A 26,230-nucleotide genomic window follows, 5' to 3' on the forward strand; every position below is an offset into this window, starting at 1 on the left:
GCCTGCTGTTTTTGAGATTGCGATCTCTGCTTGTCACCGGATTCGACAGAGCGCGACCTGATCTTCTTGCGCTTCAACCGAGGCGGACGCTGTGTCGAGATAAACAGCGGCTGCACTTCAACAAGTGGATTGAAGGGGGCCAATCCAAACCATTTCACAGGAGATCCTGCGGCATGGCGAATCGCATACTTCATTTGCAACGACAAAGCGCCACGAGTCGAAATATTCGACTCAGGCATAAGCGCCTTGTGGATCAGCACATATCTGATCGGTCCGATGTCCGGATCGGCATCCACCTTGGGATACACCGATTTCTGCTGAGGCAATTCGCCCGTATGGGACAAATCATGCATGATCTGATGCAAATACGCAGGAATGGATTGCGAAACCTTGAAACCGAGACGAATGCGCACACGGAACAGATAGGTCGTTCCAAAGTTTTCCACGCAATACTCGCGGGTATATGGTTCGTCGGTAGTCTGTACCGAAACCGCCCACCAGGCACGTGCGCGCTTCGGATGATCGGCGAATATGGAGAAGAAGATATCCGTATCCAACCGTTTCATTTCCGTATCGGAAGTCAGATACACGATATTGTCCGCGAAATATGGGATGCGGAAATCATCATGCAGTTTGTTCAAAGCGGGCAGGAAATCCTCAGGCTCCATATGACGGCGCTGAGATCGTTCAATCTTGGTGCCATCATTCCATGTGAGCATGATGAGCAAAATCGCCAAAGTGAGCAACATGGTGAACCAGCCACCATGCAGGAATTTCGCCATGGACGCAATGAAGAACAGGATCTGGATCGCCAAGAAAACGACCGTGAAAACAACCGCTTGCAGCTTGCCGCGATGATGCCAGATATGCACGGCCAGCAGAATCGTGGTCGTGATCATCGTAATGGTAAGCGCCAAGCCGTAGGCCGCCGAGATATGCTCAGAATCTCGGAAAATACCCAGCACAACAAGTGTGGTCACACACAGCACGGCATTGATGACAGGAATGTACAGCTGTCCTCGAGTACGCGCAGGATATCGGACCTGCAGATGCGGCATCCAATTGAGGCCAGTCGCCTCCGAGACCATGGTGAAAGCACCTGTGATCAGCGCCTGCGAAGCAATGACGCCAGCCGTCACCGAAAGCACCACGGCCACATAACGAACATTCGGACTCATCATCTGGAAGAAGGGATTCAGCGAATCGATGTTCTTCAATGATTCATTGTCACGGTTGGCGAGCATCCAAGCACCCTGACCGAAATAGTTGAATATCAGCGCGACTTTGATGAAAGGCCAGGTGAAATAGATATTGCCGCGACCAACATGGCCCATATCGGAATACAACGCCTCAGCACCCGTGGTCGACAGGAATACCGTTCCCATAAGCGCCAAACCTGCGGCGTTATGCGAGCTGAACAGGAAGCGAATGCCGTAGGCGGGATTCAACGCCGCAAAAACGCTCCAGTCATTGCCGAGATTGGCAATGCCCACTGCCGCAAGGAATCCGAACCACACCATAACCACAGTGCCGAAGACCTTGCCGATTCGTTCAGTGCCGCGCGACTGAACGGAAAACAGCACTACGATGATGACAACGGTGATCATCAGGGTGAGATTGTCGTTCTCACGGAACACCGATTCAAAGAGCGGGATTGTCTTCAGACCTTCAACTGCAGAAGAGATGGAAACCGCAGGGGTCAGCACAGAATCAGCCAAAAAGGCCGCGCCGCCCAGCATTGCGGGGATGGTCAACCAAGCACCGTAGCGGCGGATAAGCGAATACAAAGCAAAGATGCCACCTTCGCCGTTATTGTCGATGCGCATGGCGATGAACACATATTTAATCGTGGTAATCAGCGTAATCGACCAGAACACCAGGGACAGCATGCCCAAGACCGCAGCACGGTCGGTGTTGGCCAGACCACCTTGACCTGAAAGGAATGTCTGAGCGGTGTACAAAGGCGAAGTGCCGATATCGCCATACACCACGCCGAGTGCGACAATCGCCATACCGAGCGTGACCTTGTCCGGCCCGGATTGCAATCTCGCCCACCAACGGCCCAAAGGGCCTCGTGCTGTGGATTGAGCGAGTTTTTTGGCTTCACGATCCTCGGCTCGCTGTTGTTTGGCGAGCTCTTCGCGTTCTTCTTGAGTGAGTGTTCTGCGTGAAACCTTTGGCGCCTTGGTGAAGGTCCCCGCCTTCAGCAGCGCTTGTTTCATCTCCTTATCGCTGAGCCCCTCAGCGTTCTTTCCTTGTGTACGCGGCCGTAAGGAACCGCTCTTCTCTGACTCCGCCATACCATGTCCTCCATCAGCGAGGGCTTTCCTCGCCTGTGAATGCGTCCCGAAGAAACCCATTTCGTGGCATTTTCGTCATAGACTACGCGGTCAGTCTAGTCTCACTTGCCTTATGCGGCAAATGCCTCCCGGTTAGGAGGACGACATGACTGACATGCCAGTGGCGGCATAGTGCCGTCTGCTTGCTACTTCTCGTCACAGTGGTGGATTTGATGCCGGACTTTGCCCGTCTGGCCTCATCGCCCACCAACTGGCAGCACGACAAGAATTAGCGTCACGGATTAGACAGTAAATTACTGGGCAAGGACAACTTGGACGGCCGCGACTTCACCGAGCCTTACGAGGCTGGGAGGTTCTTAAATGCCGTATACGCGTTGCGTATTACGCCGAGTGGCCCGCGCAACATCATCAATAGGCATATCCAGCGCGCCCGCGAGCGCACGCAGGGTGTATGGAATCATATATGGCGCATTGGTACGTCCGCGGTATGGCACAGGCGTGAGATAGGGGGCATCGGTTTCCACCATGATGTGGTCGATGCCAACGATTCGTGCAGATTGGCGAATACCGTCATTCCCCTTGTAGCTCACTGTGCCTGAGAAGCTCAGATACCACCCGTGTTCCTTGGCTATCTGAGCCATTTCGGCATCCCCTGAATAGCTATGGAACACCGTGCGATCAGGACTGCCATCGGCCAGCAAGGTTGTGATTACGGGTTGGTGGGCGTCACGATCGTGGATTTGCATGGGCAGATTGAGTTCTTTGGACAGTGCAATATGGGCTCTGAATGCCTCACGCTGCGCTTCTTCGGCCCCGTCTCCTGTTCGGAACAGATCCATGCCGGTTTCGCCTATTGCGACTACCTGGTCGGCGTAGGTTGTTGCGAGGCGGTGAACTTCTGCAAGCGCTTCTTCAAAAGGTACGTCATGGTGCGGTTGGTATCGCACAGGCAATCCGTCCGGCCCCGGAACGCCTCGATGCCCGTGCAGCACGGACTCATTGGGGTGAATGGCCAGTGCGGCATGCACCTGACCGGGGTGTGCCAGTGCCATGTCCACAGCAGTGCGCAAATGCGGTAATTCGCATCCCACATCGATTATGCCTTCCACACCAACTTGCGCCGCCTGCTCCAGAATTTCGTCTACGCTGTACACCGGCACTTCGGGCTGGCCTTTTTGTGCCGCCTCATGACTCATTGCGCGTGAAAACGGCACAACCGATGCAACATGCGTGTGATTGTCGATTACGTGTGCATCGGCAGCAAGTGGTTCAGGAGCCGGAGCCCAACTACGGTCACGATGTTTACTCATACTCGCTAGTCTACGTGCCGCATTTGCATAAGAGTCAGTGGAATTCACATAACGCGGAGTGACCTTGTCTACTGTGAATATCCCCTGTTCACAGCTTTGTCAGTTGCCGTGTACGATCTATTGTCTCTGATGGATGGAGATCAATCAGTCAATCCGTAAGGGAAACTGCGACTTTGCCCGAGAGTTTCCATACCTATTTCGGGAAGAACTGAAAACTCCGAGGGAAGACGTGCTATGCATTGCTCCCTCGGAGTTGTGATATGTGTTTCGTTTTATCTGCTTGAGGTTATTGCGGATCCAAGGCAACCCATATGACGCCATGTGGTGGAATGGTTCCCCGAATAACACAGTCTGAGCCTTCGCCTTCAAGCCTTGCATCCGTTGGCTTTCCAGGCATCGAGGAGAACATATCGCTCAGCGTCCACTTGCTTTTCGAGGCAGCTTCGATTCCTACGACGCTTTGCAATTCGATGGTATTTCCCAGTTCATACGCATCCTCACCTGTCCAGAACAGGGCAGCATACCAACCGCCGGGATGCGCCGTCTGGGTTCCATCCGCCCAATCGACCGCTTTGGCCTTCCACACAATCAGTTCGCCGCGATATGTGGATTCGTCACCCCATGTGCCGAATATGCGTTCGCGGACTATTTCACCATTTTCAGAGGATCCTGCGGTGACCTCGCGAAGAGCGGGATTGGCAAGCAGTGCGATGGTTTCGTCCTGGCTCGTTGGCAGATCGCCGCCCACCATAAGGGGAGATCGACCCATGCACCACAAGGCCAATAGGGATTTGCTTTCATCGAGTGTGAGCTTCGATTGCCTGTCATCTCCGCGTTCTGCACGCAGCCCGATATGCCCCAAGGGAAGCATATCGGCATCAGCCCAATGCCCTGTGGTTTGCAGCGGAGCCCAACGGGCCATGCGGGCAAACTGCTGATAGATGTCTTCCCACCGATCCCAAAGGTCATCGGAGATACGCCACATCTGGGCGTTCTCGCGAAGGAAGTCGACATATTGCGTCGACACCCATCCCCCGGGGGAAAGCGACAAATCGATTGTGTGTCCGTATTGACGTTCCGCTTTTTCGATGGCACGGTGATAAGCCGCTATTTCTTCGGAGTGGAATGGCGTTTGCATATCGTCGACCTTGAGGAAATCCACTCCCCATGACGCAAAGAGATCAAGCTGGGCATCATACCACGCTTGGGCTCCTGGATGAGTCTGATTCAGACCGTAATTGTCTGGATTCCAAACACATACGTGCTGTAGGTCTGCGATGTCTTGCGCATGAAATCCTGTTCCAAGCACAGGAAGATTTCGTTCGACCGCCAACCGAGGGATGCCTCGCATCACATGCAGGCCGAGTTTCAGTCCCATTTCGTGAATCTTGTTGGCCAATGCAGTGAACCCTTGGCCGTTTGCGGCACTTGGGAATCGTTCCGGATCTGGAAGCTGACGGCCGTATTCGTCAAGGATGAGCGGCGCATCCGCATTGTATCCATGGGAGCGTGCAGTGGGATCATACCAATCGATATCAATCACCAAGGTGTCCCATCCAGCTTTGAGCAAATGCTCGGCCATGAATCGAGCATTGTTCAGCACTTCTTGCTCGGTGACGGTCGTTCCATACGAATCCCAGCTGTTCCAGCCCATTGGCGGTCGCCATGCCTGCATTATCTGCTCCTTTGCATGCAAGTAGTCAATTGTAGCGGTAATTACATTGATATTGTAACAATATTACGTTGTACTGCATCGGTGCAGAATTCTAGAAAAGATCAATACGCCTTCTGCTATCTGCACCAGAAAGGAAGATAAGTCGTACCCTATAAGCAATGCAGCCTCATGGTGCGATTACTTTGTTTGATCTCTTTTCACGATGCTTCTTTGAGGCCATCGATATCCGATCTATGTCTTCCCAAAGTAAATCCGTCTTCACCAAGAGAAACTTCATAAACAATGCCATGTGAAACTAATGGCCTGCCCTGACTATCCTTCCGAGTCATATTTGTATGCATTATCAAGAGTAAATCACCCTCAAATGTTTGGAATACCATGGCATGCCCAGCATCATCGTAATTGATTGGAGCAAGCTGTTTCCAAGGACCGGTCATCGCACCAGTTTCACTTATAGCCTGTGTCAATATGTATTCACCTTTACTGTATGAAGTCCAAAGACATACCAATGCCCCGGATGGCGTACTCATCACCCATGGACCATCAGTTACATACCCCGAAATCTCTGGAGACAGCACATGCTTCGCGATATCTGTGGCGAAATTACCTCTCCATCCCCCTACTGGCGCATCACCATCAGCAATATGCCAGCCCCCTTCGCTAGCAAACCATAGATGGCAAGGATCGGAAACTGCAACGGACAAATCTTCAGGATCCAATTGAATGGCTTCCATCGATCCATCAAAAATCTGCACCCACTCATGCGCGAACACCATCCATGGCTTTCCTGACGCGTCGACAGCCAAAGTCCCATCAAGAGCCATCGAGTCCACAGGTGTTACAGGCATATTCTCATGCATTACGTGAAATGGACCTTGTGGCATCTCAGATACCGCGACTACCATGCCTCGTCTTGCATCAAGATTTCTGTCACGATACCATGCTGGACCATTTGCTGGACGCGCGCCATCATGTCTTTTCGCATGCATAGTGACGAACATCCAATATTTCCCTCGCCATTCATGCACTTCCGGCGCCCATGGACTATCGCTGTTGTCATACCACGCTGTATCAGCAACGGTGTTACCGTCAAAAACATTTACTGGTTCACTAAAATGTACAAGATCTGGACTCGAATACATGACAACGCAACGGCCATTCCCAAAATCCGAACTCGCATATTGGCCGTAATTCGCGTTGTATAAGTAGTACATTCCAGTTCGTTTGTCAGCCAATACACAAGGGTCATGAAGGCTGAATTCATCCATGGTCAATGGGAAGCTCCCGCATGAAATCGGATATGAAGGTTGTATCGACATAAAAGACTCCTCAATAAAGTGTTTCGGAATCCAGTTCAGCTAGCGCTACACATTCCAAACAGAATCCACGACCCACATTCCGAAACACGAGAAATTCATCAGGTTCATTATTTAACTGCCGCAAGCTCGCAATCGGTTTTCACTAATAATCAAGACACATCGGAAACCGATTGCGTACGACTTGCGAAACGACATCTCAGCCCTTAACCGCTCCGATCATCACTCCCTTATTGAAATATTTCTGCAAGAATGGATATATCACTAGAAGCGGGAGGGTAGAAACAAGGATTACGCCGTATTTGATTTGATCCGCTATCTGTTGCTGCTGCATCACATTCTGTCCGCCATTACCCGAACCCATTTGGTTGGTCTGATTAGCCAACAAAATTGACTGAAGCACGTTTTGCAGTGGCTGCATGCTGTCATCACGAATGTAAATCAATCCAGTAAAGTAGTCATTCCAGTGACCGACGAAGTAGTACAAGCCGATCACTGCGATGATTGCGCTCGACAACGGAATCACTACTCGCATGAAATACCCAATCAGACTCAACCCATCAATCTGGGCGGCATCATGCAAGTCTTCAGGAATTGATGTTTCGAAGAAGGATCTGGCGATGATAAGGTTCCAAACACTTACCGCGCCAGGAAGAATAAACACCCACATGCTGTTAAGTAACCCCAATTGCTTGAACAGCAAATAATTTGGAATGAGGCCGCCAGCAAAATACATGGTGAAGGTGAACAGGAATAACAAAAGACGACGCGGCTTGAACTCCACCCGGCTTAACGCAAAAGCTGCCGGCAGGGTTACCACCAAATTCAATGCCGTGCCCAATACGGTGTAGATAATGGTATTTCGATATCCCGTCCAAATTCTTGTGTCTTGGAACACTCGCAGGTAGCCAGCCAAAGTAAAACCTTGCGGCCATATTGTAACTTGCCCAGAAGAAACCTTCGTCTGGTCAGAAAAAGATGCAATTATGATGAACCACAAAGGGTACAGCACCACAACCACCACGGCGATGATCGCAATAACAATCATGACGTCAACAAAGCGATCACTTAGGCTCTTCTGTTGCTTCTGACGACTTTGACCGCGGGAAAATGGCGATTTGAATCTATCACTTGAAGCAACTTTTCCACTTATTTGAGTCATTTTTATCTCCTTAAGTCTCACGAATCAACTAGAAAATGCTGGTCTCTGAAACGCGCTTGGAGATCCAGTTGGCAATGATAAGGAAAGCGAAATTTATTACTGTGTTGAATAATCCAATGGCAGTACCGTAGCTGAATTGGAATGACTGAATACCTATCTTGAACGTATATGTGGAGATAACCTCTGATCCTGGGAGATTCATAGCGTTCTGCATAAGCCATACTTTTTCGAAGCCGACATTCAACACTGATCCCATATTCATAATAAGCAGGATGACGCAAGTTGGCATGATGGTGGGCAAATCCACGTATCTGATCAACTGCAGACGTCCAGCACCGTCCATTTTCGCAGCCTCATATAGGCTCAAATCCACAGATGACAATGCGGCAAGATAAATAATGGCATTCCATCCGCAGTGCTGCCACATTTCAGAAATCCAATAAATTGGGGCAATGGCATTCGGATCATCCAGCATGCTGGTTCCAGTGCCGAACAGTTTTCCAATCAAACCCGTATCAGGTGTCAGGAAAATGTTCAGCATGGCCACCACAACCACAGTCGAAATAAAATGCGGCATGTATGTGATGGTCTGCACAAATCCCTTCACTTTGGTTGAACCAATCTGGTTGATCAGCAGGGCCAAAATGATAGGCGCAATGAACCCAAGAATTAGCGTTCCAAGACTGATCTTGAAAGTGTTTAACATGGTGGATGCAAACATTGGTGAAGTAAAGAACTGTTTGAAGTACTTGAATCCTACCCATTTGCCGCCTGTGAGACCTTTTGAGGGAACAAAATCACGGAACGCCAACTGTATTCCATACATTGGCACATATGCAAACAGGGCCACGAACACCATTGCGGGTAGAACGAGCAACCAATGCTGCCAAAAGTGTTTACAATGCCAGATTAATTTCTTGTACCACGGCAAGAGTTTTCTGGCTGCATTATTGTCAATCACACCGTGTTCATCCACCGCGGACATTGCTTTCGTCAACACCGCTGTCTCCTTGATAGTCTCCTATGACTGGCATGTGGCCGGATAGAAACCCATCCGGCCACATGCCACCGGATTGCCTTCACTCACTTGACGTATGAGTCGTAGGCTTTCTGCCAAATTTCAGTATTCTGCTCAATGTTGTACTGCTTCAAGTTTGACTGGAATTCCTGCCAAGCAGCATCATCCTCTGCCCCGCCTTGCGACAACCATTTCGATACAACTGGAATGGCGTAGTTAAACAAAGCGGTGTTATTATTTGCCACTGTGTTCTGGTCTTCCTCCCCCAGGCGCACATAGATTGGCATCATGTCTTTTTCATGATCGTAGTTGGAATACTGCTCTTTGTACGGAGCGTCGGCAGCAGCGACATGATCCATGCCTCGGTCTCCTTCAACCTCAACGTCATCGGAAATCCAGCCTGCAAGTCGATCTTCCAAGGCCGGCACCTTTGCCTCATCCTGCGCTTCGTGGAACTTATCTGTGACTTTGTAGGAATGATCTCCTGTTTGCTCAACATAGCCATCAGTAAGTGAACCATATAGCTGTTGGATCGAATACTTCTCCGAATACAAAAGATTGATTACCTTGAGCGCCGCATCCTTATTCGCAGTGTTTGCCGACATTGCCATGTGGTAATCCTCATAACGGTTTGCCTCAAGTGAACCGTCCCAAACAGTGTCACTGGCCGAAACACCATCGGCCGAAGGCACTGGCATTGAAACATACTGGCTCGCTAATTCAGAACCATAAGCTCCAAACGCAGACTCATCCCACCCAAATACGATACCGACTTGCGCAGTCTTACCATCAGATTGATTGCGCGCATTGTATTTATCATCCTTCACAGTTACCCAATCAGAAGGAGCCCCATCCGTTCTGGACCATTTCATGATAAAACTCAATAACCTGGCGGAACTGGTCGCTTTCCATCCAGTTTCCGACTTTGCCATCTTCAACATAAATACCTGCTGGGACGGGCCTGAATTAAAGTGCGTGACTATTCCGGTTGCATTCAGCATGAGGAAGGGGCTCCACCAATCGCCGATCTTTGACGTCACCAGCTCGCGTGGATTGAAGGCGATTTCATCAGCCTGGCCGTTGCCATTCGGATCCTCGGTCTTGAACGCTTCCATGACAGTACGTAATTCGTTCCAAGTTGTAGGAACCTGCAGGCCTAACTTATCCAACCAAGTCTTATTGATCATCATATGTTGCCCCGATGCCAAGAATCCCTTGGTACGACTTGAAGGAAGCACTGTGACTTTGCCATCAACCGTCACGAATTTTTCGGCATCAGGTTGTTGTGCGAAGAACTCCTTCACATTAGGCAACTTATCCAGGTCATCGCCTAATACTTCAAACGCCGACGGGTTACGCGTGGCATCATCCGGATTGAACGCTCGAATGTTCAGATCATCTATTTCACCTGCTGCTAATGACGCATTCTTTTGTTGGCTCCATGCATCATCAGAGACTTCATGCCATTGAATAGAACAATCACAATCATTCTCTAGTTCTTTGGTCCAAGTCATATCGGCAATCTTGGTTTGATTGGAGTTTTTTACCACCAATATCTTGACGATTGGCTTACCATCTGCATCTGTGGTTGCTTCACCGCCGCCACAAGCAGTTAATCCGGTCAACATTGCGACTGCAGCAGTAGCTGCGATAGCTTTTGCTGCGATATGTGTATATGTCTTCATGTCTCACCCTTTCCGGCTACACCCTGGCATATCGATACTTTCGCATCAAAATGGTTACGTTGCCATTTATGCCTATGTTGCATCGCCGCTACATCGTCGGCATTTCTTCTTCGAAAATGCAACGATTCGATTATACAACGACTTTATTTTCATATCAAATACCCAATATTTGACAGCAATAATTCGTATCGTTACGATAATGTTTCGTAAAGACTTTCCAACATGAGTGCGCAATCATTTATGAGCTGTATCTGGTTATGCCTTAACACACGAACAACACTCAGGTAGCATCGATTCAGACATGGCATGAGGGATGCGATAGGGAAGGAGGAGGCATGGCTACACTGAAGGAAGTCGCCAAAGCAGCAGGGGTGTCACCGTCGACGGCCTCAGCAGCATTGCGAGGACTGAACATCGTAAAGCCTGACACAACACACAAGGTTATTGATGCTGCATCGAAGCTTAACTACCACATCAATCTGTCAGCAAGAGCATTACGATCAGGTCATACCAATATTTTCACCCTCATAATCCCCGATCTCGAGAATGATTTCTATGCCAAATTGGCAAATAGCCTTGCCGACGCCCTGTTTATCGATGGATGTCGATTAATAATCCAAATTTCACAATACGACAGCGGCAAAGAGCTTGAATTGGTAAAACAGCAATCGTCATCGCTGTGCGACGGTTTATTCATCTGTTCGACCAGCAATACAGCAACAACCATACAAGGTGCAGCAGGAGACCGACCTGTTCTGCTGTTTGATGACATGAGTGCCCCTGAAGAGGAATGCTACGACTCCATAAACACAACAAGCCAAGGCGGCATGTACGCACTGATTCATCATCTGCAACAATGCGGTAGAAAAAGAATCGGTATCGTGGGAGTGAACGAACTCGCCGCGAAGAATGGTCCCCGCTACTTGGGTCTCACCTTGCGAAAGCGTCGATATGCTTATGCTTTGGCTGCTTTAGAACAGCTGTACGGCAGTTCAGAAGGTTCCGCCATTAATGCCGATTGGAGCGTGGAAAGCGGGATAACCACCGCACACGAACTTGTACGCCAAGGGATGCCATTTGATGCATTGTGTTGCATGAATGATCAACTTGCATTTGGTATTATGCGCGGGCTCGCAGAAACAGGAGTTAATGTACCGGATGATGTTGCAGTCACCGGATTTGATGGGGTCAATGCCGGTGGATTCACCACTCCAACATTGACCACCATGGCTATTGACTTCGCGGGGATGGCACATTCCGCTGTTTCCATGATGCGACGTCAGCTGGAGCTACGTGAGAGCAGTTCGCCTATGATTCCTCAACACGTCATAGTAGGCTCACGACTTCTCGCTCGTGAATCAACATTAGGGCGAACTGCAAGCACTGGTTTCACCACTCGTTAGCAAATACTGCGAAAAACGTGCCATCATTCAGAGATCATAAATCCTCATCCGCAACTGTTGCGCTGAGTAATCAGCCCTTATCTCGCCACACAGTGTACTGCATGACAGCGTGTAACCTTCTTTGAGCCGAGAAGTACAGAACTATTTTTGCCCAGCCTCACTCACCGTTCGCTTACCACTGTGTTCAGCTGAACTCTCAGCATCCTTCGGCTCCAACACATGCACATCCATACCTGGCATGCGTCCCCACGAATACACCGCCATCATGGTTGCGAATACAGGTACTGCGAAACCAAAAGCAACCGCAAGACCGGGCCAGGTGTAATAAGCCCATAACGTAAGCATGAACAGGCACACCACCATAAGGCTGCACAGCGGTCGCGCAACAACCATGCTGAGCGAGGTACGAACCACCCACATCGGCTTTTCATCGAAATTCGCGCGCACCGCCCAACTCAATAACACGAATAAACCATAGAAGATGTTGAGCACCAAAAGGGCACCGGAAACACCAATGCCGATAACGCCCATGTCATTGTGTTGCACGAGCCAGTATTCCCAAATCAATAGCACCCAGATCAAGGCTTGCGGCCAGCCGAAGAGATTCGCACTATTCCTTTCCTCCACCCATATCCTATGGAAGGTGATCCATGTGCGCTTGACTGTCCAGGAGCGATCCTCCACATCGAGGAGCCATGAACGATAGGTGCCGTACAGTGCAGCCGTGGATGGGAAAAGACCGTATACGACCAAGCCCAAAAGTGTATGTGCAAGCCATGCAATATGCGCCACGGCAATCATCATGACAATTCGGCATAGATACTCATACCCAACGGCAATGCGTTTCACAGCGACCTCCTTGGCGTCCTGAACCATTCTACTCATTCATTCACAAAGTCAAGTCATATCAACCGATACAACGACAAACCCGATGCAGTATCACCACAAAAACAACGATGCGGGGGCCCACAAAGAACCCCCGCATCAAATGCCGGCCCAAACTCCCTTAAAGAGTAATCAGATCATGGCGTATTGCGATTCATACAGGCGGTAATAGGCGCCCTTGGCCTCGAGCAATTCCTCATGGCTGCCATGCTCCACGATCTGACCATGATCGATGTAGCAAATCATATCCGCCTTCTCGATTGTGGACAGACGGTGAGCAATGATGAAGCTCGTGCGACCGACCAGCAGTCGAGCCAATCCAGCCTGCAAATCCTCTTCTGTGCGGGTATCGATATTGCTCGTCGCCTCATCGAGGATGAGGATGCGAGGATCCGCCAGAAGCACTCGCGCGAAGGCGATGAGCTGACGTTGACCCGCCGAGAGCGTCGAGCCTCGCTCTTCCACAACGGTGTCATAGCCATCGGCAAGTTCCATGATGAATTCATGAGCGTGCACAGCCTTGGCCGCGGCCTCGATCTCTTCATCGGTGGCATCCAACTTGCCGTAGCGGATATTTTCTCGCACATTGCCGCTGAAGATGAAGGTATCCTGCAACATCACACCCATCTGCTTGCGCAAGGATTCCAGAGTCACATTGCGCACGTCATAGTCGTCGATGGTCACTGAACCTTCGGAAACGTCATAGAACCTTGAAAGCAGGTTGATCACCGTGGTCTTGCCTGCACCGGTCGGCCCCACCAAAGCCACTGTCGACCCGGGTTCCACATGCAAATCCAGCAGATTCAAGATATTGCGTCCATCCGGCTCATAACGGAACACCACATCGTTGAAGTCCACGCGACCCCGGATCTGAGGAAGATCCACGGCATCTGCGGAATCCACGATTTCCGGCTTGACATCGAGCGTTTCAAAAATACGTTCCAGATATGCGGAGCACGTAATGAGCTGATTGTAGAAGTTGCCGATATTGATAACCGGGTTCCAGAAATTATTGGCATACCCAACGAAAGCGATCAGCACACCGGTGGTGACATTCACGCCACCGAAGCCCATGATGCCCACATAATAGATGAAGGCGATCGTCATGGTGGATATGACTGCAACTCCAGGCCACAGCAGGAACTGAATATGCACAGCATGCATCCATGCGCGGCGCACCTCGCCCTGTTGCTCCTGGAAGGTGTCGAACTGAGTCTTTTCCTGTGCAAATGTCTGGGTCGTCTTCACACCGGCGATCGACTCATGGATGTATGCATTCAGATTGCTCTGCTTATTCGACAGCTTTTGATATGCCTTGCGCTGGAAGAATTGCAGCACTCGCACCCAGATAATCAGCACCGGGAACAGCAGCAAGCTCCACAACGTCAGCTTCCAATCGACCGCAAACATCACCACCAAAGTGATAATGAATGTGAATACGTCGGAGATCACATTGATCAGACCGGATGAGAGCGTATCCGACAGGGTATTGACGTAATTCACCACACGGATGAGGATCTTGCCATGCGGCCTTGAATCAAAATAGCTGAATGACAGCGTTTGGATATGTGTAAAGATATGGCGACGCATGTCTTTGAGCATGAGCTGGCCGACCCGGGTTATGGCCACCGTACGATACCGCAATCCCAATTCATACAGCACGATGAGTACTGCCAGGCCTACGGTTATGATGACCAGGCCCCTCACATCATGCTGGGGAATAATGCGGTCGATAACGACTTTCGTCAAATACGGCACACTGACCCCGATGCAGCTCATGGCAACCACCACGGCCAGAATTCGTATGACGTTCTTGGTATATGGCTTGAGATAGGAGCCTACGCGCATGATATCGCGCAGATTGATTTGCTCCTCCAGCTCCTCGTCTTCACGGTAGGTATTGCGCTGTGCCATGTTCTTCCTTCACCATTGTCCTATCTTCAAATACGTCTGTTCTGATTGCTTGCGGCAGGCACCGAACGGGGACTGCTCCCGCTCGCGCTGCTCAACAAAGCGGCGTTCACCGTTCGAAGCCTTGAGCCTGACCGGATTGGGCGCCGAGCTGCTTGCGATAGATTTCCCAATACCGCCCATGAGCTGCCACCAATTCGTCATGCGTGCCGCGCTCCACAATGCGACCGCGTTCCAGCACAAGAATCAAATCCGAATCCTTGATCGATGAAATGCGGTGAGCAATGGTGACTATGGTCTTATTGCCATCGAGTTCACGCAGATGCTTCTGAATCTCCGCTTCGGTTTCCATATCCACGGCCGACGTGGTGTCATCCATGATCAGGATCGATGGATTGTCTGCCAAAGCACGAGCCAGGCTCAATCGCTGCTTCTGTCCGCCTGAAAGCCCGACACCTCGCTCGCCCACAACGGTGTCATATCCTTCCGGCATGGAGCGAATGAATCCGTCTGCGCCTGCGATCTGGGCAACCTTGCGAATATATTGCTCGTCCTGGTTTCCTGCCGCACCGAAGCCAATATTGCCACCGATGGTGTCGGAGAACAGGAAAGTATCCTGGGCCACAACATTCACCTGGCTGCGCAATGTTGCCAGAGGCCAGCTATTGGCATCAATCCCATCGATAAGCACATGGCCTACGGTTGGGTCATAGAATCGGGCGATCAGATTCACCAATGTGGACTTGCCTGAACCCGTCTCGCCTAGGATACCGAGCTTCGCGCCCGCGGGGACGTAGAAGTCAATATCCTTCAGAATCGGCGTCTCAGGATCATCTGGGAATGCGAAACTGACATGGTCGAAACGGATCTCGCCAGCGATGCGATCCGGCGCCGAAGGACGGTTCACGCCGATCTGGGTTTGGATGGCAACCGCCTGCTTCACCGATTCCTCAGCATCCGGACGCTCCACGATTCGGGACTGTGCCGTAAGTAGCTTGCGAATCTTGACGCAGCTGGCGTTGAAGCGCTGCCAATCGTTGATAAGCCAGCCGGATTGACGCACCGGCATATCAATCATCCACAAGAAGCTGTTGAACGTCACCAGATTGCCCAGTGTCATATTCCCGCGAATAACGAGATAACCACCCAATCCCAAGGTGATGAGCTGCAAGGAGAATCCAAGACCATCCAGCCACGGCATATATCTGCGTGTGTTGTAGGCCAAGTCCATATTGCGCTGCATATAGTCGCCGTTGTGCTCATCGAACTTCTCGGTCTCATATGGTTCGCGCACAAAAGCCTTGACCACTCGATTGCCTTCGATATTCTCCTCCACCATGGAGTTCAGGCTTGCCAAGGAGTTACGAATGGCGAAGAACAGCGGATGGGCCTTCTGAGCCAATTGCTTGGTCAGGAGGAACAACGGCGGGGTCACGCAGGACAGCGCCAACGCCAGGCGCCAATCAATCGTGAACATCACGCAGAGCGCTCCGACGAACATCACCACGCAGTCAGCGATCTGATAGGTCACCCAGCTGAGGAAGTGTCGTATGGCATCAGTATCCGAAGTCATACGGCTCATAATGTCGCCGGTTCGCGTGTGATTGAAATAGGTGAAGTCCAATTCATGCAGACGTTCATACTCATCGCTGACCAAACGATAAATGGAGTTCTGTCCAAAGCGCTCCATCCACATCTGGTAACCGTAGCGCGTGCTGACGCGGACGACGGTGAATACGATCATTGCCACGCATAGTCTGGTCAAACGATCGGTATGCCCTTGCATAATCACCTGGTCAACAATCATTCCGGCAAGAATCGGCATAATCATTGCCATCGTGTTATTGATCGCGAACAGCACTAACGAAGCCGCCACACGCGGCAGGTCTGGCTTGCAATACGGCAGGATCCATCTGAAATTGCCTGCATTCTGATTCTTCTCTGGATTGACATACATGTGAGGGAATCCTCGCATCCTTATGCTGTTGTTTGCTGTTGTGTTCACTTGCGGCTATCCGCTGCCGCCACGATTCACGCCCGACACCGCCGCGGTCAACTGTAACCGCCGTATCGCATTCGCAAACGCGGTTCATTCTAGCGAACCAGCCACAGGTGCAAGCTTGGCGAAATGTGCGTGTTGCCTTGCTATTTCGCGGTTTAGTTACCATTCGGTCATCACATGGCGAAAATATCATGGCTTTTCACGCAAATATGGTATGAAATTAGCTCTGCAAATACCGGAATATGCCTGCTCATGTCCATTCAACTCAGTCTTCTGCAACCGTTTCCGATTCATTCCGGAAGCACAGGAACTGCGCTTCCGAATTCTTAGTGCAGCCAACCCACCCGCATTTCGTCGGATGGGCTGTCCACCGCATCAGCTCGCAGCCACCAAGTCGTTTTTCAATCGCAAATATGAGACGACCGGATTGCATACGCCAAATCGACATGGATGAATTACCCAATATGGCGTTCAAATCGCACAAAACCAAGTATTTCGTCGATTTTATGCAACGCGTCATCAGGAATCACCACTCCTGAAGCCGCCATATTCGACTCCAACTGACGCGGACTGCTTGCACCGACAATAACCGAGCTCACCACTGGCAGCCTCAAAATCCAAGCCAACGCCAACACAGGCATGCTCAGCCCCAGATCTTGCGCGATCTGCGCCAACCGAGATACCTTGTCAAGATTCTCATCGGTCAACAGCGCATTGATCTGCTTGTCCGCCTGCCAAGTCGCACGCGAACCAGCCGGAAGAGGTTCGCCCTTGCGATACTTTCCTGTGAGCAACCCTTGTGCCAGCGGCGAGAAAGGCGTAATGCCTATGCCATATCGTTCACAGCTTTCGACGATTTCATGCTCAATATACCGATCAAGCATGTGGTATTGCGGCTGAACCACAGAAAGCGGATGCAGCCCACGCTCGGAGATAATACGTTCCGCCCTTTCAATCCGGGCGGCACTCCACTCTTCTGAAACGCCGTAATACAGGATCTTTCCCTGATCGACCAAGTCGCTCAACGCTTGCAGGGTCTCTTCCATAGGAGTGGACTCATCGAAGCGGTGGCAATAATACAAATCGATGTAATCGGTTCCAAGATTGCGCAATGACTGCTCGCAATTGTTGAAAATATGTTTGCGGCTCAGTCCCTGACCGTTGACGCTGCGACCTGTGGCAAAGAATACTTTGCTGGATATCACCACATCTTCTCTTGGCAGATCCTTGATGAAGTCACCCAAAAACCGTTCTGCATCGCCGCCCGAATAGGCATCAGCGCAATCAAAGAAATTCACTCCTGCTTCGAATGCCTTGCATGCAATCGAGCGCGCATCGCTAACCGCTTCTGTGTCGCTGAGCTGGGTCATCCAGCTGCCCAGTGCGATCTCACTGACTTTCAAACCCGATGTTCCGATATTACGATATTGCATTTGCTCTCAACCTCACCTTTGCGTTCCTGCCGATCTCGTTCCGCGTCTGCACCGGTCCTTACGCAAGCCGCTCTCCTGCTTGGCAATGCAACGGTAAATCAGTCACACCTTTGCGACCGCTTCCGCCTGGCTCAACCTCTTGGATTCCCGGTTAGACAAGTCACATAATAGTAGGAATACCAACAAGTGCAACCTTGTACTTGTTTGCGTGTTCATTGTCTTTTTCGCCCCCATCTGCCACAACTGGAACATCCGGCACAAGACATCAGCGCAATACCACTTCTTGCAGCCTCCCGGATGCGACATAATATGGTGTGAGCACCCGATTCAAAGGAGAAACGCATGGCCAAGTCCAACGGCAAATCCAATTCCAAATCACAAAGCAAAGCGCACGGCAAGGCGCACGCCAAATCACATGCAAAGCGCAATCACGAAATCAATGACGATTTGACCGCCAAGCAAGACGCAAAACATCGCGCAGTGCGCAAATCCTATCCAGGCTTTGACGATTCAGTACTCGAACGCGCTGAGTACTGGTCTGAAATGACCGCAGATCTTGAGGGCTTAAGCCAGGAACGCGCCATGGGCTTGCTGTCTCTTCGATATGCCATGGCTTCGTCAGATCTTCCCCGTGTCGAATTCTGGCATGATCCGGACAATATCGACATCACCGAAGATATTGCCTATCTCCCCGATGGAGGAATGTCGGCGGACGAAGTGCGCGGCCATTTGCTTGACCTCTATCTACCCCATGATGCCGTGGTACGGGGAGGGCACACCACGCCGGTGTACATTGATATCCACGGCGGCGGATTCACCTACGGATACAAGGAACTGAATCGGAATTTCAACACGCATCTTGCCGAACAAGGCTTTGCGGTCTTTTCCTTGAACTACCGTCCCGCTCCGCAAACCAACCTGCGAGGACAACTTGCCGACATCCAGGCAGCGCTCGTATGGATTCGCGACCACATCGCCAAGTTCCCCGTCAATCCCGATGCGGTATTCATAACCGGCGATTCTGCCGGCGCAGCTCTTGCCGCACTTACCTTAGCCATTGAAAATAGCGACACCGCAGCCAAGGCGTTCGGCATTGACCAGGCTTCGGGAATCGGCTTTGCCGGTGGCGCGCTGATCAGTGGCGTGTATAACCTGACCGGGCGTTCGGCTTTGGAACCGCCAGCAGAAGGTAATGCCGACGACGAGGCATCCGATAGACATCTTGAAAACAATCTCGGCAAGGAATTCTTTGCGGATTTGGAAGATGCAATCCCCTTCTTGAGTTCGGCCTCGCTGGCGCGTTCTGTCAATTTGCCACCCCTGTTCCTGATTACAAGCAGCGATGATTTCATCGAAGCGGAAACGCTTGAGTTGGCCGCGGCATTGTCAAGGCAGGGCGCAGACTTCGAGTTGCATGATGTGAAAACCACACGCACACAAAGCCTGGGGCATGTATTCCCCGTCTGCATGACATGGCTTGAAGAAAGCCAGGACGCGCTTGCGGCAATTCGAGACTTCTCATACGAAAGAATCCGTTAATCACGTCGAGTGAATAATCAGTCATCACAGCGGATCCGCATCTCAGGAAGAGAAGCGGAGCCGCCGCATTTCCACAGATCATTGACCTATCAGGCCCAAGATCAACCGCATCCACCATCGAAAGACGGAGGCGCGGCAAGAAAGAGAAAACCCGGCTGCAAGAATGCCGCCGGGTGAGAGAGAAGAGAGAAGAAGGGTTTCAGTTATGGGGTTCAGAGAACCTCGCCATTGGCCATTGGCCTTTGACAGGTAACACTATACACTTTCGATTCTTGGAAAAAAGATGTGTGACACTCAAAAAAACCTGAGAAGAATGTAACGAAAATGTGTATCCCTACTGCCGCTTTACATCGTTAACCATCTTCTGCCAGCAACAGTGCATTTTGACTGCCGAAAACGTGATGTAAGTCATATTTTTCACACCTGAATCCGACTTCTGAATCCTTCTGCGCAGAGGACGAATACACTTCTCAGGCAACTTGAACGGTTGCTCAATATTGGATGTCGCTTCACTACGGCGCTTCACTATACCGTTTCAAGATGCCGTTTCAAACCGCCCTCGCATATCCAGCCCCCTCCCGCGGCCTCACACCAAGCCGCTGCGCAAACCCACCGCGCATAAAACCGATAGACACCGCCACTACCGAAAGCAGTCGAAGATACAAACCTGACGAGAGGTGCGACGCCGTCGTTATTAGGCACAGGCAGTCGGCAGGGCATTCTTTCTCTGCGCACCCGCCCATGCACTATCTACTTCCAACCCGCATACACAGTTGCGATCCGCGTATGCGGGTTTGATCCGCCTTACAGTCTGCCCATCAAACCATGGTCCGCGCCATTTCGAGCAAACACCGGAATGCTTTCAAGCGGAGCCTGAGCCAAAACATACTGACCACCCGCGAACTGCTCACCTGTGTGTACGTCCACCCAAGTCGTGTCACTGCCGCCGGGCAGATACACTTCACGCTCGCGCATACCATATTCCGCGACCGGAGCCACCAACAAATCTGGGCCCAAGAGATATTCATCCGCAACATTGGCAGCCTGTTCATCATCCGGGAACTCATAGAACAGACCACGAACAACCGGCTGTCCATCTGTGTGGGCATCTTCAAACAATGCACGAAGATACGGTCTGAGATCCTCTCGAATCGCAATGTATTTGAGCATAATACGCTCGACATCCTCGCCATAACTCCAAGGTTCGTTATCCGCACCGGTGTGAATATGGTCGATTGGATTACCTACGCGATCAACTGTGGGCTCGCCCGGCACGCGCACCGCGGGCAACCTATCACCATGATTGCGCATGACAGGGCTGAAACATGAGAACTGGCACCAGCGGATATAAAGCTCCTTGAATTGCTCGCTCTTCGGATCTCCGCCGGCGAATCCACCCATATCCGTGGTGAACCAAGGAATTCCTGCGACACCCATATGAATCGCGCAGGTTATCTGGGCCCGCAAATCAGCAAATGTCGACTGCACATCGCCAGACCACACCAAAGACCCATAACGCTGGGAACCAGCCCAGGCAGCACGGGTCAGGTTGACGATATCACCTTCCTTGCCAGCCTCAAGCTGACCATCATAGAAGGTCTTGTTGTAGAGCTGAGGATACACATTACCGACCTTGCCGACAGGTCCAAGCCAATAGAGGTAATGGGCGTAATCATAATCGCCACCCCATTCGGGCTCAGCCTCATCGAGCCAGAATGCATCCACGCCCAAATCAACATAATTGCGCTTTGCCAAGCCCCAGACGAATTCACGAGCCTGCGGATTGGTCGCATCGAAGAATTGGTTATCGCGCGGCCACCACATGCCCACATCCTTGCCTTGACGGGTTTTGGCGAGATAGTTCTTCTTGTGCATCTCATCATAATTCTCTGACTGCAAATCGATCTGAGGCCATACGGAAACCATAAGTTTCACTCCCATGGCATGCAGTTCGTCCGCCATGGCCTTGGGATCGGGCCAGAATTCCTCGTCAAAACGGAAATCACCCATCAATGGCCAATGGAAAAAGTCAACCACAATGACGTCCAGAGGAATCTCTCGTCGTTTGAATTCACGCGCCACTTCAAGCAGCTGTTCCTGATTCCAATACCGTAGCTTGCACTGCCAGAACCCCAATCCCCATTCCGGCATAACTGGGCTGTGCCCAGTCGCATCCGCGTATTGGCGTTCAATTTGCGCCGGAGTACTACCGGCAGTGATCCAGTAGTCGATCTGGTCAGATACTTTGGCTTCCCAGCGCGTCTGGTTCTCGCCAAAGGTCACCGAGCCCACGGCAGGGTTATGCCACAGGAAACCATATCCCCGACTTGACAGCATAAAAGGCACTGACACTTGCGAATTTCTATGCGCAAGCTCAAGTGTGGAGCCTTTGAGATCAAGCACCGGCTGCTGATACTCGCCCATGCCATAGATATGCTCGCCCTCATTGGCTTCGAAAGTGACCACGGGGGCATATGCGCCGCTTTCCAATGGGTGATGAGCGCGTGCGCGAAGACGCAGGGCACCTCCCTCATCAATTTCCCGGCACAGCACCTCACCAGTGGATGAATTGATAAAGCTCAGACGCATACGCTCATCACAAGCGCCATACGCCGACAAAACCGCGGAAATATCACCGTTTTTCAGTACGGCTTCGTGCCCGTTGACGGTTATTTGCACATCCTCTGGGCTCACGGGAGCGGCCAACAGCGCCCACTCAGTATCCAAAGGCTGACTCATCAAGCGAGCGCGCACACGCACACTGTTCTTTCCCCACGCATCAACGCGCACATATTCGCCATCACCCGACCATTCGACGTAGGTTGCGCCTACTTCGAAGCCATCGTATTCGTTGTATTCCTTCAGGGCTATGTTCATCGCCGGAACTCCAATTCTGCTGTATATCATTGCCATGCAGTACTGTTTTGGCGGCTCCAGTGCCGCCATATGCAGTTCCATTATGAGTTCCTTGAGCGCATGCCTCACCCACATGCTCTTCGACATTTCGGTATTCAACTGACTGCGCGTCGAAAATCATCGAATATTCGACTGTGATTGATCACTATCATCCCCGATGGCACCATATTCCAAAACGACACCCCAGTCACAGTCACCGGGTTAACTCCGACAGCAGTTGGGCAAATCGTACGCGGGGAACGCGCTATCACCGTTAAAACCGCATATCTCCTTGCGAAAGCATTCGGCACCTCGGCCGAGTTCTGGTTGAATCTGCAACACGATTATGAGCTGCTGTCTTTCGACAGCTCATCCTTGAAAGATGTTCCGGATCTCACCCATTGCGTATAAAACGCCTTGCATTCCGCAGCAATCGACTTCTCAAGAATCGCAATAGTTCCATCGATTCCTCATCCAGAAACCACAGTGGCGTACTGCTGAATAGCGCCAACGGGACGCCGCACCCACATAGGCATACAAAATGGCGCCCGCCGCAATATCCGGCAGAGCGCCATCGAATCCGAGTCCTTGGATCAAGGTCCCTTGATCAGTGTCCTCAGACTAATTGTTTCAGCCCAGCTTGGCCTGCTCCTCTTCCAAACGCTTCGCTTCAGCTTCCTTACGCGCATTCAATTCTTCATTGAAACGAGCAAGTTCCTCTTCCACAGCTTCCTGCGGAATCTTCGCGAAAATCGGGCTTGGCTTGGGGACAGGCGTTCCGGCCGTCAAAGGCTCGCTTTCCCAAGGATGCACAGTCTCTCCTAAACGGTAATCACCCGTGATGATCGGATAATGGAATCCTGGCTTATCCAGATCTTCAACCTCTTCGATGCGAGGCAGAGGAGAGAACACGCCAGTTCCGCCCAAAGCTTCCCAGACCTTTTGAGAAGCATGAGGCAGGAATGGTGCAAGCAGGTGATTGGCATCGGACACCGCTTGCGCGGCGACATGGAGAACCGTGCCGAGGCGACTTTCGTCGTCCTTGATCTTCCAAGGTTCAGTTGCGGAGATGTATTTGTTGATATCGCCAACCAAACGCATTGCCTCTGACAGGGCGTTCTTTTGGTGATGGCGTTCCAACAATCCACCGACGACGTCGAATGCAGCAGACGACTGTTCCAAAAGCGCACGGTCCACATTGGTCATCGAATCCTCATCGAGTTCAGGAATAGCCCCGAAATTCTTATTGATGAGATTAGCCACACGATTGACCAGGTTGCCCCAGCTGGCCGCGAGCTCTTCGTTGTTGTGACGAACAAATTCCGACCATGTGAAGTCTGCGTCGGAATTTTCCGGTCCCGCGACAGAAATGTAATATCTGACGGCATCCACAGGATACCGAGCAAGAATATCCTTGACATAAATCACGATGCCGCGAGAAGAACTGAACTTCTTGCCTTCCATCGTCATGAACTCCGAAGAGACCACCTGTTCAGGCATATTCAAAGGACCGAGCTTGCCGACTTCTCCACCCTTGGAACCCGCTCCGTTATACGCCAGCATTTCCGAAGGCCAGATCTGCGAATGGAAGGTGATATTGTCCTTGCCCATGAAGTAGTAACCCGGAGTTTGCGGATCATTCCACCATGCGCGCCATGCTTCGGGATCTCCCTGGCGACGAGCCCATTCGATAGAAGCCGACAAATACCCGATGACCGCATCGAACCAGACGTACAACTTCTTATTGGGGTTATCGATCCATCCTTCTACCGGAACGGGGATACCCCAATCGATGTCTCGCGTGATTGCACGAGGCTTGACTTCTTTGAACAGTCCTATGGAGAAGTTGATGACATTGGTACGCCATCCTTCACGAGACTTCAGCCATGTCAAGTTTGCATGAGCGAGAGCCGGCAGATCGAGGAAATAATGCTCCGTTTCTTCGAAACGCGGAGTTTCGCCATTGATTTTGGACACTGGATTGATCAGCTCATCAGGGTCCAATTCGTTGCCGCAGTTGTCGCACTGGTCTCCGCGAGCGCCGTCGAAACCGCAAATGGGGCACGTGCCTTCAATATAACGGTCCGGCAAAGTGCGGCCAGTGGATGGGGAAATCGCGACTTTTTGCGTTCCCTTGTAGATATATCCATTTGCCAGGCACTGCTTGAACATTTCCTGCACCACGTGTTCGTGATTGCCTGTCGTGGTGCGGGTGAACAGATCGTAGCTCAACCCCAGATCACACAAGTCCTGGGCGATAACGCGGTTGTATCGGTTGGCAAGCTCCTGCGCGCTTATGCCTTCCTTATCCGCTTCCACCAGAATGGGGGTACCATGCTCATCCGTGCCGGAAACCATCAGCACGTCATTGCCCTTCATGCGCTCATATCGAGCGTACACATCGGACGGCACGCCGAATCCTGCAACGTGACCGATATGACGAGGACCATTCGCATACGGCCAAGCGACATTCACCAAAATATGTGTCATGATTCCTGATTATCAGGCTCAGCGCGGACAGACAAGGTGCCGCAACTCCTACTCACAGGCCGTTACCACCGCCGCGCTACCGAATTCGACTGACCAATTCGTTTCGTTGAACCGATGTTCGATTACATCCAAACATCGCCGAATCACACATCCCCATAAAGCTTTCGCTTCATATCAACCGTCATCGCTGACTTCTCCCGTCCCTTTTGGATAGGCTCCCGCCGCCCTCGCGTGGCCATGCATATCCACCAAGCCATCCACAATCGATGCGCATCCCGCGATGCCTATCCACATATCCACTGATTTCCCATTGCACATTGCCCCCTGTTTCACAGTGCATATGCTCAGTGACATGAATACCTCACTATTGCCCGCCGCAAAGATGCACAGGCTCACAATCGTCCCGCTTACATGTCACGCAAAGGACCACCGTCAGGCCAACGCCCTCCAGGGCGTTCTGACAGATCCCGCAGACCGAATAACACCAGACCGACTTCGTCAACCGCCATCTTGCTCGCCTCAGAACTGCCAGGACCCATGAGCATGCGCCATCTCAATGACGTCGGCGCTTTGCAAGCATTGGACGATTCAAGTGCATACTTGAGCGAATCAGCTTCCACCTTGTATGGCCGAGGCACAATCGCCTCTTCCATGATGCCGTTCGGGACTGCTGCCTGTGCAATGACTGCAGCATGGGTGTGGCTCGGGGGAGAATTCCCTCGGACTCTAGACATCCTGTCTTCTTCGCATTTCCGCACGCCTGTGCATGGCAGACGCATCAAGGTTTTCAACAGGATTCTTCCCAATACACAGATCACGTCAATAGGCGATCTTCGGATCACCACCCCTGTGCGTACAGCCTGTGATATCGCCTTATTGAACGAGACCGACCTTATGCATGAATATGCCACCGAAACAGTTCGCGCACTGATGGAAGAATATGGTTTCACGCCAACCGCATGCCTTGGAATTATCGATGACAATAAATATTGCCGTAATTCACCGCAGGCAAGACAGTTCTTTGCCACCGTTCAGCAATGGTATTAGGCACCGCACAATATCGAGCAATATGGGGCAACATAGGGCAACATCATGCAACTCAAGTCATCAATGACCCAGAGCAATAATGAAGCATCGCTGTGGCTATCGCTTTGACTGTTTGTGTTCCTGCCGCCCAAATGGCAACGCGGCAAATGACGATGCAGC

At 51.3% G+C, this 26,230-nt stretch carries 18 protein-coding genes and 1 pseudogene; 4 read left to right on the top strand and 15 right to left on the bottom strand.

Annotation, left to right across the window (positions count from 1 at the left end; translation table 11 throughout):
- Positions 1-64 precede the first annotated feature (64 nt).
- The 7 genes and pseudogenes from BITS_RS02695 to BITS_RS02725 form a co-directional block, all read right to left on the bottom strand.
- Positions 65-2,222 (bottom strand): annotated as a pseudogene (locus tag BITS_RS02695) (KUP/HAK/KT family potassium transporter); the annotation flags it as partial.
- A 434-nt stretch (positions 2,223-2,656) separates the two neighbouring features.
- A complete protein-coding gene (locus BITS_RS02700; protein ID WP_026642664.1) occupies positions 2,657-3,610 on the bottom strand; it encodes a TatD family hydrolase in 954 nt (317 codons plus the stop codon).
- Positions 3,611-3,896: 286 nt separating this feature from the next.
- A complete protein-coding gene (locus BITS_RS02705) occupies positions 3,897-5,264 on the bottom strand; it encodes a glycoside hydrolase family 27 protein (protein ID WP_026642663.1) in 1,368 nt (455 codons plus the stop codon).
- Between the two features lie 218 nt (positions 5,265-5,482).
- Positions 5,483-6,604, bottom strand: a complete 1,122-nt coding sequence (locus BITS_RS02710; RefSeq protein WP_044259300.1) for a family 43 glycosylhydrolase — start codon at positions 6,602-6,604, stop codon at positions 5,483-5,485.
- A 196-nt stretch (positions 6,605-6,800) separates the two neighbouring features.
- Positions 6,801-7,754 (bottom strand): carbohydrate ABC transporter permease, encoded by a 954-nt coding sequence (locus BITS_RS02715; protein ID WP_026642660.1) that lies wholly within the window; start codon positions 7,752-7,754, stop codon positions 6,801-6,803.
- A 37-nt stretch (positions 7,755-7,791) separates the two neighbouring features.
- Positions 7,792-8,763, bottom strand: a complete 972-nt coding sequence (locus BITS_RS02720) for an ABC transporter permease (protein ID WP_152571266.1) — start codon at positions 8,761-8,763, stop codon at positions 7,792-7,794.
- A gap of 83 nt (positions 8,764-8,846) precedes the next feature.
- A complete protein-coding gene (locus BITS_RS02725; RefSeq protein ID WP_156097478.1) occupies positions 8,847-10,466 on the bottom strand; it encodes an extracellular solute-binding protein in 1,620 nt (539 codons plus the stop codon).
- A gap of 335 nt (positions 10,467-10,801) precedes the next feature.
- Here BITS_RS02725 and BITS_RS02730 point away from each other — a divergent pair, with 335 nt between their 5' ends.
- The gene (locus BITS_RS02730; RefSeq protein WP_026642657.1) at positions 10,802-11,869 is read left to right on the top strand and encodes a LacI family DNA-binding transcriptional regulator; all 1,068 of its coding nucleotides are present in this window, start codon (positions 10,802-10,804) and stop codon (positions 11,867-11,869) included.
- Between the two features lie 141 nt (positions 11,870-12,010).
- Here the strand turns inward: BITS_RS02730 and BITS_RS02735 are convergent, their stop codons facing one another.
- From BITS_RS02735 to BITS_RS02750, 4 genes are all read right to left on the bottom strand, one after another.
- Positions 12,011-12,718 (bottom strand): YesL family protein, encoded by a 708-nt coding sequence (locus BITS_RS02735; protein ID WP_026642656.1) that lies wholly within the window; start codon positions 12,716-12,718, stop codon positions 12,011-12,013.
- Positions 12,719-12,886: 168 nt separating this feature from the next.
- Positions 12,887-14,668 carry an ABC transporter ATP-binding protein gene (locus BITS_RS02740; RefSeq protein WP_026642655.1) on the bottom strand — a complete coding sequence of 594 codons (1,782 nt, stop codon included), beginning with the start codon at positions 14,666-14,668 and terminating at the stop codon, positions 12,887-12,889.
- Positions 14,669-14,774: 106 nt separating this feature from the next.
- Positions 14,775-16,622 (bottom strand): ABC transporter ATP-binding protein, encoded by a 1,848-nt coding sequence (locus BITS_RS02745; protein WP_026642654.1) that lies wholly within the window; start codon positions 16,620-16,622, stop codon positions 14,775-14,777.
- 500 nt (positions 16,623-17,122) lie between these two features.
- On the bottom strand, positions 17,123-18,100 hold the full coding sequence (locus BITS_RS02750; protein WP_026642653.1) for an aldo/keto reductase family protein: 978 nt from the start codon (positions 18,098-18,100) through the stop codon (positions 17,123-17,125).
- Between the two features lie 543 nt (positions 18,101-18,643).
- Between BITS_RS02750 and BITS_RS02755 the strand changes: the two genes are divergently transcribed.
- Positions 18,644-19,639: an alpha/beta hydrolase gene (locus BITS_RS02755; protein ID WP_407712210.1), complete on the top strand. Its 996-nt coding sequence runs from the start codon at positions 18,644-18,646 to the stop codon at positions 19,637-19,639.
- An 804-nt stretch (positions 19,640-20,443) separates the two neighbouring features.
- Here BITS_RS02755 and BITS_RS02760 read toward each other — a convergent pair.
- Complete coding sequence (locus BITS_RS02760) at positions 20,444-22,597, bottom strand: glycoside hydrolase family 31 protein (protein WP_229774950.1); 2,154 nt, start codon at positions 22,595-22,597, stop codon at positions 20,444-20,446.
- A 96-nt stretch (positions 22,598-22,693) separates the two neighbouring features.
- Between BITS_RS02760 and BITS_RS02765 the strand changes: the two genes are divergently transcribed.
- The gene (locus BITS_RS02765; RefSeq protein WP_044259302.1) at positions 22,694-22,945 is read left to right on the top strand and encodes a HigA family addiction module antitoxin; all 252 of its coding nucleotides are present in this window, start codon (positions 22,694-22,696) and stop codon (positions 22,943-22,945) included.
- Between the two features lie 219 nt (positions 22,946-23,164).
- Here the strand turns inward: BITS_RS02765 and metG are convergent, their stop codons facing one another.
- From metG to BITS_RS09595, 3 genes are all read right to left on the bottom strand, one after another.
- On the bottom strand, positions 23,165-25,024 hold the full coding sequence (metG, locus tag BITS_RS02770; RefSeq protein ID WP_026642649.1) for a methionine--tRNA ligase: 1,860 nt from the start codon (positions 25,022-25,024) through the stop codon (positions 23,165-23,167).
- Between the two features lie 174 nt (positions 25,025-25,198).
- Positions 25,199-25,357 (bottom strand): hypothetical protein, encoded by a 159-nt coding sequence (locus BITS_RS02775; RefSeq protein WP_155804637.1) that lies wholly within the window; start codon positions 25,355-25,357, stop codon positions 25,199-25,201.
- A gap of 74 nt (positions 25,358-25,431) precedes the next feature.
- A complete protein-coding gene (locus BITS_RS09595; RefSeq protein ID WP_268234398.1) occupies positions 25,432-25,563 on the bottom strand; it encodes a hypothetical protein in 132 nt (43 codons plus the stop codon).
- On the opposite strand from BITS_RS09595, the gene BITS_RS02780 reads away from it, so the two are divergent.
- Positions 25,562-26,071: a hypothetical protein gene (locus BITS_RS02780; protein WP_044259304.1), complete on the top strand. Its 510-nt coding sequence runs from the start codon at positions 25,562-25,564 to the stop codon at positions 26,069-26,071. The two genes, BITS_RS09595 and BITS_RS02780, sit on opposite strands and share 2 nt — an antisense overlap.
- The last annotated feature ends 159 nt before the right edge of the window (positions 26,072-26,230 follow it).

Source organism: Bifidobacterium tsurumiense, assembly GCF_000741765.1.
Lineage (GTDB): Bacteria > Actinomycetota > Actinomycetes > Actinomycetales > Bifidobacteriaceae > Bifidobacterium > Bifidobacterium tsurumiense.